The following is an 11083-nucleotide window of genomic DNA, read 5'->3' as shown; positions in this document are numbered from 1 at the left end:
CGGCCGGTCTCGTGCCGGCCGTCCGGACGATAAGGAATCCAATATGAAAATGAACAGGATATCGAAATATGTGGCGGCGGCCGGATTGTGCGGGGCGCTGCTGGCGGGATGCGGAATGGCGCCGACCACTGCGCAGGACGGGTCGGTCGGGTTCCCGGCGCGCGACGGTGCATGGTTGAAGGAGGGTACGTTCGTGAATGTCGAGAATCTGCGGCAGATCGGGCCCGGTCCCGACAAGAACCAGGTCTACGCGCTGATCGGCGAGCCGCATTTCAGCGAGGGGATCTTCGGCGTGCACGTGTGGAACTATGTGTTCAATTTCCGCACGGGACACGGGCAGGACGTCGTGACCTGCCAGTATCAGATCCAGTACGACAGCCACTACCGCGTGAAGTCGACGTATTGGAAGGAGCCGGAATGCAAGGCGCTGGTCGATGGCCCGAAGGAGCCGCCGGTGGCGCAGGCGGCGAGCGACGAATCGAAGCAATTCACGCTTGATTACCACCTGCTGTTTCCGTTCGACAAATCTGCGCTGCGCGATCTGCTGCCGAGCGGGCGCGCGGAACTGGACCGGATCGCGGCCACGCTTCAGCAGCAATACCAGCATATCCGCTCGGTTCGAGTCACCGGCTATACCGATCGGCTCGGCACGGATGAATACAACCGCCAACTGTCGCTCGCCCGGGCTGAAACGATTCGCTCATACCTGACGACGCGCGGCTTGCCGGGCGATCTGATCGTCGCGCAAGGGCTCGGCAAGGCCGATCCGGTGAGCGCCGGGTGTCCCGCGGGCCGTTCATCCGAAGCGATCGCCTGTCTCGCGCCGGATCGGCGCGTCAGGATCGATGTCGCGGGAGAGCGCCGCTAGTCTCGCAACGGGGCGCCATTTCGGTGCCCTGGCCGCGCCGAAAGCACGCCGCGTGCGGCCGGTCGGCGTCACGACCGGTTCGTGCGCGAATTGGCGCACCGATTAGCGTACGGCGGTGACGGGCACGCTCGCGATGCGCACGAGTCGGTCGAGGATGCTGCGGTGGAAAAAATGAGTAAGCGCATGGAGCGGATCGCGGCGCGGCGCGACGACGACGATCTCGTCGCAGCCGTTCTCCGCCGCGCAGGCGGCGATCGTGTCGGCGATCGGGCCGACTTTCATCGCGACCGAATATTTGACTTGGGCGTCCTTGAGGATGCCGATGGCTTGGGCGAGTTCGCTTTCCGAGAAATCATGCTCGATCTGGCGGAGCTTCGCGAGCGAGTGGAAGGCTTCGAGGCGGGTGGATTCGAGAGGGGGCTGGACGTTGACCAGCACGACTTCGGACGCACATCGCTCGTGATACAGAAAGGCGGCGTGCCGCACGGCTTGCAGCGAACGCTGCGAGTGACCGATGGGGACCAGGAGTTTGAGCATGAGAAAACCTGTTCGGTGACGCGGTGACAGTAGGCTAGTCCTGTCGCCGTCGGCATGGCCTAAAGAAATTTGGAGGCGGCGTAAAAATGTCGTAAACGTCGAGCGCGTCTTCGCGTTATAAAAAATATAAGAAATATAGATTTATGCGCATAAAGGGACGGGTCTCGGCCGGCGACCGATTCGCGCGGTCGGCCGTGTTCGTGCTTCGAGTCGAGCCGGGGCTTCCGGATTCCCGCGTCGTTTGCAGCCACGCGGAGCGAGACTGCTCGCTCCGTTCGTCTATCGTAGCGCCGGCGCGCGGATTCGACGCAGTGTCAATTGGATCGTCATCCGAATCGTCTGGCGGATTGCTGCAATGCAGCGAATCGCACTCGGAGCCGGGTGGCCGCGCAGCGAGATCCGACGCGTTTATATAATTGTCCGCATCCGGCGAAGGCGGTGCTGTCGCGACGTCGTCGCATGCATTGCCGCCGACGTATCCACCCGACTCACACGGAGACCCGCATGTCCGCAGGCATTTCCCGGTCTTCCCGCACGCCCGCCGCGCCGCTCGAGCCGCTCGTCGACATGCCCGCGCATGCGCTTGCCGCGGCGATCCGGCGCAAGGACGTGTCGTGCGTCGAGACGATGCGCGCGTATCTTGCTCACATCGAGCGCGTGAACGGCGACGTCAATGCGATCGTCGCGTTGTGCGAACACGGCGTGCTGCTCGCCGAGGCCGCGCTGAAGGACGCGGCGCTCGCGCGCGGCGAATATGCGGGCTGGCTGCACGGCATCCCGCAGGCGCCGAAGGATCTTGCGATGACGAAGGACATCGTGACGACGCTCGGCTCGCCGATCTTCCGCGCGATGAGGCCGTCGGCCGACGCGCTCGTCGTCGAGCGGATGCGCGCGGCGGGCGCGGTGTTCGTCGGCAAGACGAACACGCCGGAGTTCGGGTTGGGCTCGCATACGTTCAACGAGGTTTATGGTGCGACGCGCAATCCGTACGACCTGTCGAAAAGCGCGGGCGGCAGCAGCGGCGGTGCGGCGGCCGCGCTCGCCGCGCGGATGCTGCCCGTCGCCGACGGCAGCGACTTCGGCGGCTCGCTGCGCAATCCGGCCGCGTTCTGCAACGTGTACGGCTTTCGACCGTCGCAAGGGCGCGTGCCGCGTTGGCCGAGCGTCGACGTGTTCGTCCAGCAGCTCGGCACCGAAGGGCCGATGGGGCGCACGGTCGTCGACGTCGCGCTGCTGCTCGCGATCCAGGCGGGCTACGACCGGCGCGATCCGCTGTCGCTCGCCGAAGATCCGCAGCGCTTCGCGCAATCGCTCGATGCCGACCTGCGCGGCAAGCGGATCGCATGGGTCGGCGACTGGAACGGCTATCTCGCGATGGCGCCGGGCGTGCTGGCGCTGTGCGAGGCGAGCTTCGACGCGCTGCGCGCGATCGGCTGCGATGTCGATGCGGCGCTGCCGTCTTTCTCGCCGGAGCGGATCTGGCAGACGTGGCTCGTGCACCGGCATCTGCTGTCGGGCGGGAATCTGCTGATGCATTATCGCGACCCGTCGCGGCGCGCATTGCTGAAGCCGGAAGCGATCTACGAAGTGGAGGGCTTGTTCAAGCTCGGCGCGTCCGACGTCTACGATGCGAGCGCCGCACGCAGCGCGTGGTACCAGGCGCTGACGGCATTCTTCGAGCGCTACGACTACATCGCCGCGCCGACCGCGCAGGTCTTTCCGTTCGACGTCGGCCTTCGCTGGCCGCAAGCGATCGCGGGACGCACGATGGATACCTATCACCGCTGGATGGAGACCGTCGTGCCGTGGACGCTTGCCGGCTGTCCGGCGATCAGCGTGCCGGTCGGCTTCAACGGGGCGGGGCTGCCGATGGGCATGCAGTTGATCGGCCGGCCGCGAGACGATTTCGCGGTGCTGCAACTCGCGCGCGCGTACGAAAAGGAGCGGGATTGGGTGAATGCGCGCCGGCCCGCGTTATCCGGCGCTCGAATCGAGTAGACGTGGCGGCGCATGACCAACGCGGTCGATCGGCCGTGCGCGGGCCGCTCCGATCAACCGCCGAGATGCTCGAGGCAGCTGGCGTGCTGAAGTCGCCCGGGTTTGCGTTGGCATTATGCCGTCAATTCTTTCGGAATGCTGAACTATTGAGGCCGGCTTGATCGATTCGCTCGAGCCGACTCACTTCGTCATCCTCAATTCACTCGCCGGCAGCCGGCTCGTGGATTTCAATTCGCGCATCGAAATCGTGCTGAGCAGTTCCTTGACGCCCGGCAGCGACCGGAGCCGATTCAATACGAAGCTCGAGAACGTATCGAAATTCTTCGCGACGATTTGCACGAGATAGTCGTGCTGCCCGGTCGTGTTGTGGCACGCGACCACTTCCGGCATCGCCATCACGCCTGCTTCGAACGCGCGGCAGGTTTTCTCGGTGTGGCTGTCGAGCGAAATGTTGACGAACGCGACGATCTCGTAGCCGAGCGCGCGCCGATCGAGGATCGCCTGATAGCCTGAGATGAAACCATCGGCTTCGAGCCGGCGCAGGCGCTTCCAGCACGGCGCCGCGGACAGCGCCACACGATCGGCCAGCTCCGCGTTGCTGAGGCGTCCGTTCTCCTGCAGGATCTTCAGGATCTTCAGATCTGTTTCGTCCAGCTTCATGCCGATCGCCATTTTTTTATGAGGGAAATGAAGAAAGAAATATTCTTTTGATTATAGGGGCGTGCAGGAATGAAATGGAAAGCATATTTCCTGCTAGCTTTCTTACACTGAGTCGATTGGCGATAGGCGCGGCGCGCGGCTTACCGCGCGCCGGCGGACCGAATCGCAGCCACCGTAAATAGGAGTCACCGCATGACGTATTCGAGCTATCACAAGAAGAACATCGACGGCCGTCCGTTGCATCCGGAAACGCAGATGATGTCGTACGGATTCGATCCGTTCCTGTCCGAAGGTGCGGTGAAGCCGCCGGTGTTCCTGACGTCGACGTTCGCGTTCCGCTCGGCGGAGGACGGCGCCGATTTCTTCGACGTCGTGTCGGGCCGCAAGCCGCTCCCGCAGGGCGAGGCGGCGGGTCTTGTCTACAGCCGCTTCAATCATCCGAATCTCGAGATCGTCGAGGACCGCCTCGCGCTGCTCGACGGCTCCGAGGCGGCCGTCGTCACGTCGAGCGGGATGTCGGCGATCAGCGCGATCTTTCTCGCGTTCCTGCGCCCCGGCGATCAACTGGTGCAATCGGTGCCGCTCTATGGCGGCACCGAAACGCTGATCGCGAAGTTCTTCCGCGAATGGGGCGTGACCGCGCATCCGGTCGAGGACGGCCTGACGCCGCAGTCGATCGGCGCGGCGCTCGAAGCCGCCGCGCAGCAAGGCCCGGTGCGGCTTTGCTACGTCGAGACGCCGGCGAACCCGACCAACGCGCTGATCGATCTCGACGGGATGTGCCGCGAGCTCGATGCATTCGAGGCGCGTCACGGCTATCGCCCGATTTCGGTGTGCGACAACACGCTGCTCGGGCCGATCTTCCAGAAGCCGAGCGAGCATGGCGTCGACATGTCGGTGTACTCGCTGACCAAGTACGTCGGCGGCCATAGCGACCTCGTCGCCGGCGGCGTGACGGGCCGCAGGGATCTCGTCGCGAAGGTGCGGGCGGTGCGCAGCGCATTCGGTTCGCAGCTCGATCCGCATTCGTCGTGGATGCTGATCCGCTCGATGGAGACGGTCGTGCTGCGGATGAAGCAGGCGGCGCGCACGGCGTCGGCGGTCGCGAAGTGGCTGGCGACGAATCCGTATCAGAAGGTCGATGTGTATCACCCGGAGCTGATCGTCGACGACGCTTATCAGGCCGTGTACGAGCGGCAATGCGAGGGCGCAGGCTCGACGTTCGCGTTCGTGCTGAACGGCGGTCGCGCCGAAGCATTCCGCTTCATCAACGCGCTGCATCTGTTCAAGTCGGCGGTGAGTCTCGGCGGCACCGAGTCGCTGATCTGCCATCCGGCGTCGACGACGCATTCGGGCGTTCCGCAAGAGGCGCGCAAGGCGGCGGGCGTGTCGGAAGGGTTGATTCGCGTGTCGATTGGCCTCGAGCACGAGGACGATCTGATCGCGGATCTCGACAACGCGTTTCGCCGATCCGGCCTCGCTGCGAGCGAGTAACACGCGAGCGGCGACGGGTCCGCGAACGATCGGCCCGGCGTAGTCAGCGTTCCTGAACGAATGCTGTGCCGGGCCTGACGGCGTTTGTTGATATGAAGGTCATGCTCGGTGCATGTCCGGAATCGTCGGCTGGCGGCGCTGCGTCGCCAGCCGACGGTCATGATGAATCGCTTTCGATCCCGATGCGGATCAATCGGAATGGGATCGATACGTTGCCAATGCGGCAATGATCGCATTTCTCGATTCGAGAAAATCTTTTTGCGTTCGCTTGATTTCCTCTCCTGTCTTCGCGAAGCCGATTTTCGGAACGAGCGTCGCCGCATACAGATCGATCATCCACGGAGGCGGGTGATGAGAGACCTCGTTGTAGAGCTTTGCCGCGATGGTTTCGGCATCGATTGTTGAGGGATGCATAATAAAATTTTCAAGGAATTGATGTGGTTAACCTAGGTAATTTTTAGCGGTTGGTCAATTCAATGATTGATGTTTTTATAGTGCCGGATTCGAGTGGTTTGAAGTGCAAGTTGGTGAAGAAATTAATAAGGTATTCGAAGGTATTGGAAGTTAATCAAGTGTTGAATAGCGTTGTCTTTGTTGCGCGCGATGCACCGCTCGAGACAAAGCTGCCGTTACCTCGCACGGTGCGTCGATTCCGCCCGTCGATCCCACTGCCGGCGTGCGATCGCAATGCCGCAATCGCCCACCCGTCAAGCCACCCGGCGTGCTCGGTCGAATCCCGGTCTCGCCGCAGGTGTATCCGTGGCGAAGCCTGTCAATACGTTTCGATATGTATCCGTGATTGCATTCGTCGTACGCTCGCCTCGACAATTCTCCACGGCAGGATTCACAGGGAGATTCGATGAAAACGATCAATCGCTTCGCGAAGCGCGCGGCGCTCGTTTGCTGCGCCGGCGGCGCGCTCGTGAGCGGGGCCGCGTTCGCGCAGGTCGATCTGCAAAGCCTCGGCGCGTCGCTGCTCGGCGGCGCGTCACAGCAGGCGAGCGCGTCCGGCACATCCGGCATGTCGCAGATGCTGCGGTCGTACGTCGGCGCGAACCAGCAGGTGCTCTCGGGACAGGCGAGCCTTGCATCGGCGATGGGGCTCACGGGCGCGGCCGGGCAGGCGCAGCACGCGGCAGGTCTGTTGACGAACGGAGGCGCGAGTGCGCTGACGCCTGGCGCGTTGTCGCAAGTCGGCGGCGCGCAGCAGTCGGTCGCGCAGGCATTGACGCAGGCGTTCGCATCCGGCGGCGCGAACGGCGCCGCGCCGGGCGCGGGTGTCGACAAGGCGGCGTTCACCCGAGGCCTGACGTCGCTCGGCGAAGGCGTTACGCAGTATTCGCAACTGCAATCGGGGCTCGGGAGTCTGGGGGCGTCGAATCCCGCGTCGCTGCTGCAGGCGGGTCTCGACCCGAACAACCTGAAGGCTGCGTCGTACATCGCACAGAACGCGCCGAACCAGTTCCAGTCGATCGGCGGCACGCTCAGCGCAGCCGTGCAATTCGCGGCTAGCCATGGGATCTCGGTGCCGTCCGTCGCATCCGCGGCGCTCAAGCTGCTGCCGTAACGCGCTTCGTCGACGCGCGCGCAGCCGCGACGGCCGGCGCGCGCTTGTCCTTGCGTCGGATGAGGTTATCCGCGTGATGCTATGGTGACGCGTTTCGTCACCATCGGGTTGCCCACATGCGCGACGCAGTCGATCTTTCCCGTTATTTCGCCCGCATCGGTTATCACGGACCGGTGGAGCCGACGCTCGACGTCCTTCGCCAACTGCAGGTGCTGCATCCGCAGTCGATTCCGTTCGAGAATCTCAATCCGTATACCGGCGCGCGCGTCGCGCTCGACCTCGAGTCGGTGGTCGACAAGCTGATCGAGCAGCGGCGCGGCGGTTACTGTTTCGAGCAGAACAAGCTCTTCTACACGGTGCTTGTGCAGTTCGGCTTTCGCGTGACGCCGCTGATCGCGCGCGTGCGCTGGCAGCGTCCGCCCGAAGAGTCGACCCCGCAGACGCACATGCTGCTGCGCATCGATCTGGACGGCGCGACATGGTTTGCCGACGTCGGTTTCGGCTCGACGACGCTGACGGCGCCGCTGCGCTACGACCTGAACGACGCGCAGCCGACGCCGCACGGCATGTATCGCGTCGTCGACGCGCCCGTCGAGGGCGAGCTGGAAATCGAGTGCGAGACGCCGAACGGCTGGCATCCGCTGTATCGCTTTTCGCTGAAGCCCGTCGAGTGGATCGATTACGAGGTCGCGAACTGGTATACGTCGAGTCATCCCGATTCGTTCTTCACGCATGATCTCGTCGTGTGCCGGATTCTGCCCGATGCACGCGCGCTGCTTTTCAACGATACGCTGACGTTGCGCACCACCGAGGGCGCGGCGCAAACGACCCGGCTGTCGCATGTCGACGCATGGGCGGCGTGCTTGCGCGAGCGCTTCGGGCTCGACTTGAGCGGATTCGATGCGGCGGCGCTGTACGCGCGGGCGGTGGCGCGCGCCGAAGCGGCAGCGGCGGCCGCCGATCGGCGCGAGGACGGCGGGACGGCGTGATGCGGGAGCCGTGTGCGGATGCGACGTGTGGAATGCGCCGCGCCGACCGGGGCGGTGCGGGACGCGTAAATGAACGTTTCGGTGCGGCAAGCGCCGCCCATCGTATGAGCGGCTTCACCGCGGTGCTGGAAGTCGATCGCGACGGGCTCGTGATCGACTACGAGATGCTTTTCAGACGCTTGCCGGACGACGCGCGCTGATTCGCCCGCTGCCGGCCGCCCGACTTCGCGGCGGCGACAGCCGCGAATTTCTTCGGCTCATGCGCGGTTGCGAACCGGCCGATCCGCGCGGCGATCAGCGCCGCGTCGCGGATCACCGTCCAATGCGACGCGGCAATCTCGTCGCGCCGGTGGGCGCCGAGCCAGCGGTCGAGGTTGCGGGTGAGGGCAGGCGTCACGTACCGGTCGTAGCGCGGCACGATGATCTGCACCGGTGCCTGCGCGTAGCGTTCGCGCGGCCGACGGGCCCGCTCGATGAAATTCGCGCGGTAGAGCTTGAGGCCGTTCAGCCCGTTGCGCAATTGATCCGGATCGGCGTCGACGACGATCCGCTCGGTCTTGCGCAGCCACAGCGGCCATAGCTTCGCGCCGCCCAGGCGCCACACGAGCTCGGGGACGAGCGGCAGATGGAAGAGCGCGATGTACCACGACTTCAGCGTCTGCTTCAGATTGAGCGGCGCGCGAAACACGTGGTCGAGGCACGGCCCCGAAATCGACGTGTATGACGCGAGCCGGCCCGCGATCGACGGATCGGTCGCCGCTTCCCAGCATTGAATCGAACCCCAGTCGTGGCCGACGAGGTGAAACGGCCGGTTGCCGCACGTCGCGTCGGCGACGGCGAGCAGATCCTGCGCGAGCACGGGCAGCTTGTAGTCGGCGCGGCGCTTCGGCGCATCCGATGCGCCCGCGCCGCGCACGTCGTACGCGATCACGCGAAAGCGCTTGTCGAGATGCTCGCGCACGCGCTCCCACACGCGCGCCGAATCCGGATAGCCGTGCACGAGGATCACGGGCGGAGCATTGCGCGGCCCGCTCAGATAGACGGCAAGACGCACGTCGCCCGAGCGGACCGTCAGCGTGTCGCGGACGGACGCCATCGCTTCTTCGCTTACGCGTGCTGCTGCGCGGGCGACGAATGAAGCGGCACGCGGCGTGGCGCGGCCTGGTCGGCATAGCGCTCGTTCGCGGCTTCGATGTTCTCAAGCAGTGTGTCGATGCCCTGCAGGTACTGCCGGTTGTCGTGATCCCACGGATGGAAGCCCGGCCGGAAATAGTCGAGCCATTCGAGCGCGATGCTCGGGAACACGCCGTTCTTCGGGCTGTACAGGTACTTGACGAGCCGCCACATCCCCTTGAGCTTGCCGTGGCGCATCCGGTGCGCGAACATCAGGCGCACATGGAAGTCGAACACGACCGTCCAGAAGATCAGCGTCGTCAGCAGCATCGTGCCGGTGCGCAGCAGATAGGTCTTCACGCCCGGCTTCATCACGGTGTTCCACACGTCGTACGAGACCGCCTTGTGCTCGGTCTCTTCCATCGCGTGCCACATCCACACCTGCTTGTAGCCCTCGACCGAGCCGTCGATCCGATGCTCGTGGCCCGTCAGCAGCAGATTCGCGAGGATCGCCGTGTAGTGCTCGAGCGCGATCGTGATCGCGAGCTGCATCGAATTCGGCAGCACCTTCTTCATGTAGCCGAGCAGCGCCCACAGGCGCTTGTCGAGCTTGTGCGCGGGCAGGCCGGCCGATTGCAGCAGATCGTTGTACTCGATGTGCTCGCGCGTGTGCATCGCTTCCTGGCCGATGAAGCCCGCGACCTGCTTCTTCAGTTCGGGATCGTGAATCTCGTCGCGGTAGTTGCGCACCGAATCCATGAAGAAGCGCTCGCCCGCCGGGAACAGCAGCGACAGCGCGTTCATGAAGTGCGTGACGGGCGTGCCCTGGACGTGCCAGTCGTGCGCGCGATCGGGGGGCAGCGCGAAGCGGATGTCGCGCCGGACCGGCATCAAATGCGGTGTCGTCATGATTGCTCTCCTCCCTGGTTGCCTGCGTTGTTGTACGTTGCGTGCACGGGCGCCGGCGTCGCGCGGCCCGCGCGGCGGCGCGCGCGGGCGCTTTGCAGCTTCGTCGCGAGCACGACGAGCGACTGATACGCGGCGGGCAGCGTGCGCGCGAGCCAGTCGGCGCCGCGCGCGTCGCGGCCGATCAGCACGCGGCGCTTGTTCTTGCGCACGCCCAGCAGGATCACGCGCGCCGCTTCGTCGGCCGTCGTGATGAAGAACTTCTCGAAGTCCGCCTTGCCCTGCTGCTCGCTCTCGACCATGAAGCCGACCATGTTCTGCGCGAGCCGCGCCGATTGCGCGATGTTCGTGCGGATGCCGCCCGGATGCACGCAGGTTGCCGACACGCCGCACTTCATCAGGTCGAGTTCCTGGCGCAGCGACTCGGTGAAGCCGCGCACCGCGTACTTCGTCGCGTTGTAGCCGCTCATGCCCGGCTGCGCGAAGATCCCGAAGATGCTCGACGTGTTGACGATGTGGCCTTCGCCGGACGCCTTCACGTACGGCAGGAACGCTTTCGTCCCGTGGACGACGCCCCAGAAGTTGATGTTCACGATCCACTCGAGATCGCTGTATTCCATCCCGTCGATCGTGCTCGACAGCGCGACGCCCGCGTTGTTGAAGACGAGGTTCACGCGGCCGTGCGCGGCGGCCGTTTCGTCGGCCCACGCGTGCATCGCGGCGCGGTCGCCGACGTCGAGCACGCAGGTCGTCACGCGCACCGACGGCGCGAGCGCGCGGACGATCCGCTCGGTCTCGGCGAGGCCGACCGCGTTCTTGTCGGCGAGTGCGACGTGGCAATGCTGTTGCGCGAGCTGCACCGCGAGCGAGCGGCCCATGCCCGAGCCGGCGCCCGTGATTGCAGCGACTTTGTTGGAAAAGGATTTCATGTCGTAGGCTCGTGTGGTATCT

At 64.7% G+C, this 11083-nt stretch carries 11 protein-coding genes and 2 pseudogenes; 6 read left to right on the top strand and 7 right to left on the bottom strand.

The window, feature by feature from the left end; translation table 11 throughout:
* The first annotated feature begins 43 nt into the window (after window positions 1-43).
* Entirely contained in the window at window positions 44-868 is an 825-nt protein-coding gene (locus WS62_RS12645) for an OmpA family protein (RefSeq protein WP_066571132.1), read from the top strand.
* A 102-nt stretch (window positions 869-970) separates the two neighbouring features.
* On the opposite strand, the gene WS62_RS12640 is transcribed toward WS62_RS12645, so the two are convergent.
* A complete protein-coding gene (locus WS62_RS12640) occupies window positions 971-1405 on the bottom strand; it encodes a universal stress protein (RefSeq protein WP_066571131.1) in 435 nt (144 codons plus the stop codon).
* A gap of 504 nt (window positions 1406-1909) precedes the next feature.
* Between WS62_RS12640 and WS62_RS12635 the strand changes: the two genes are divergently transcribed.
* Window positions 1910-3403, top strand: coding sequence for an amidase (locus WS62_RS12635; protein ID WP_066571130.1), 1494 nt, complete (start codon window positions 1910-1912; stop codon window positions 3401-3403).
* A gap of 180 nt (window positions 3404-3583) precedes the next feature.
* Here WS62_RS12635 and WS62_RS12630 read toward each other — a convergent pair whose 3' ends face one another.
* Complete coding sequence (locus WS62_RS12630) at window positions 3584-4063, bottom strand: Lrp/AsnC family transcriptional regulator (RefSeq protein ID WP_066496572.1); 480 nt, start codon at window positions 4061-4063, stop codon at window positions 3584-3586.
* 16 nt (window positions 4064-4079) lie between these two features.
* Window positions 4080-4276: pseudogene (locus tag WS62_RS38795) on the bottom strand (hypothetical protein).
* On the opposite strand from WS62_RS38795, the gene WS62_RS12625 reads away from it, so the two are divergent.
* Complete coding sequence (locus WS62_RS12625) at window positions 4256-5557, top strand: cystathionine gamma-synthase family protein (protein WP_066571129.1); 1302 nt, start codon at window positions 4256-4258, stop codon at window positions 5555-5557. The pseudogene WS62_RS38795 and the gene WS62_RS12625 sit on opposite strands and share 21 nt — an antisense overlap.
* A gap of 189 nt (window positions 5558-5746) precedes the next feature.
* Here the strand turns inward: WS62_RS12625 and WS62_RS12620 are convergent, their stop codons facing one another.
* On the bottom strand, window positions 5747-5971 hold the full coding sequence (locus WS62_RS12620; RefSeq protein WP_059473944.1) for a hypothetical protein: 225 nt from the start codon (window positions 5969-5971) through the stop codon (window positions 5747-5749).
* Window positions 5972-6416: 445 nt separating this feature from the next.
* On the opposite strand from WS62_RS12620, the gene WS62_RS12615 reads away from it, so the two are divergent.
* From WS62_RS12615 to WS62_RS36305, 3 genes and pseudogenes are all read left to right on the top strand, one after another.
* Window positions 6417-7124, top strand: coding sequence for a hypothetical protein (locus WS62_RS12615; RefSeq protein ID WP_066571128.1), 708 nt, complete (start codon window positions 6417-6419; stop codon window positions 7122-7124).
* Between the two features lie 116 nt (window positions 7125-7240).
* Entirely contained in the window at window positions 7241-8113 is an 873-nt protein-coding gene (locus WS62_RS12610; protein ID WP_066571127.1) for an arylamine N-acetyltransferase family protein, read from the top strand.
* 104 nt (window positions 8114-8217) lie between these two features.
* Window positions 8218-8313 (top strand): annotated as a pseudogene (locus WS62_RS36305) (putative glycolipid-binding domain-containing protein); the annotation flags it as partial.
* Here the strand turns inward: WS62_RS36305 and WS62_RS12605 are convergent.
* Genes WS62_RS12605 through WS62_RS12595 form a run of 3 tightly spaced genes read right to left on the bottom strand, consistent with a single transcriptional unit; the run spans window position 8271 to window position 11061 of the window.
* Complete coding sequence (locus WS62_RS12605) at window positions 8271-9209, bottom strand: alpha/beta fold hydrolase (protein WP_066571126.1); 939 nt, start codon at window positions 9207-9209, stop codon at window positions 8271-8273. The pseudogene WS62_RS36305 and the gene WS62_RS12605 overlap by 43 nt on opposite strands.
* Before the next feature lie 11 nt (window positions 9210-9220).
* Complete coding sequence (locus WS62_RS12600) at window positions 9221-10135, bottom strand: metal-dependent hydrolase (RefSeq protein WP_066571125.1); 915 nt, start codon at window positions 10133-10135, stop codon at window positions 9221-9223.
* Window positions 10132-11061 carry an SDR family NAD(P)-dependent oxidoreductase gene (locus WS62_RS12595; RefSeq protein ID WP_066571124.1) on the bottom strand — a complete coding sequence of 310 codons (930 nt, stop codon included), beginning with the start codon at window positions 11059-11061 and terminating at the stop codon, window positions 10132-10134. The genes WS62_RS12600 and WS62_RS12595 overlap by 4 nt, the downstream gene beginning before the upstream one ends.
* Between the last annotated feature and the right edge of the window lie 22 nt (window positions 11062-11083).

This window comes from Burkholderia sp. ABCPW 14 (genome assembly GCF_001523835.1).
GTDB lineage: Bacteria > Pseudomonadota > Gammaproteobacteria > Burkholderiales > Burkholderiaceae > Burkholderia > Burkholderia mayonis.
Note: the sequence above shows the minus strand (reverse complement) of the source record. Positions and strands in the feature narration are given on the sequence as shown.

What these genes read in the sequence shown, in the direction of transcription:
- WS62_RS12645 (WP_066571132.1), top strand. Translation starts at nt 44, where the DNA reads ATGAAAATGAACAGGATATCGAAATATGTGGCGGCGGCCGGATTGTGC.
- WS62_RS12640 (WP_066571131.1), bottom strand. Translation starts at nt 1,405, where the DNA reads ATGCTCAAACTCCTGGTCCCCATCGGTCACTCGCAGCGTTCGCTGCAA.
- WS62_RS12635 (WP_066571130.1), top strand. Translation starts at nt 1,910, where the DNA reads ATGTCCGCAGGCATTTCCCGGTCTTCCCGCACGCCCGCCGCGCCGCTC.
- WS62_RS12630 (WP_066496572.1), bottom strand. Translation starts at nt 4,063, where the DNA reads ATGAAGCTGGACGAAACAGATCTGAAGATCCTGAAGATCCTGCAGGAG.
- WS62_RS12625 (WP_066571129.1), top strand. Translation starts at nt 4,256, where the DNA reads ATGACGTATTCGAGCTATCACAAGAAGAACATCGACGGCCGTCCGTTG.
- WS62_RS12620 (WP_059473944.1), bottom strand. Translation starts at nt 5,971, where the DNA reads ATGCATCCCTCAACAATCGATGCCGAAACCATCGCGGCAAAGCTCTAC.
- WS62_RS12615 (WP_066571128.1), top strand. Translation starts at nt 6,417, where the DNA reads ATGAAAACGATCAATCGCTTCGCGAAGCGCGCGGCGCTCGTTTGCTGC.
- WS62_RS12610 (WP_066571127.1), top strand. Translation starts at nt 7,241, where the DNA reads ATGCGCGACGCAGTCGATCTTTCCCGTTATTTCGCCCGCATCGGTTAT.
- WS62_RS12605 (WP_066571126.1), bottom strand. Translation starts at nt 9,209, where the DNA reads ATGGCGTCCGTCCGCGACACGCTGACGGTCCGCTCGGGCGACGTGCGT.
- WS62_RS12600 (WP_066571125.1), bottom strand. Translation starts at nt 10,135, where the DNA reads ATGACGACACCGCATTTGATGCCGGTCCGGCGCGACATCCGCTTCGCG.
- WS62_RS12595 (WP_066571124.1), bottom strand. Translation starts at nt 11,061, where the DNA reads ATGAAATCCTTTTCCAACAAAGTCGCTGCAATCACGGGCGCCGGCTCG.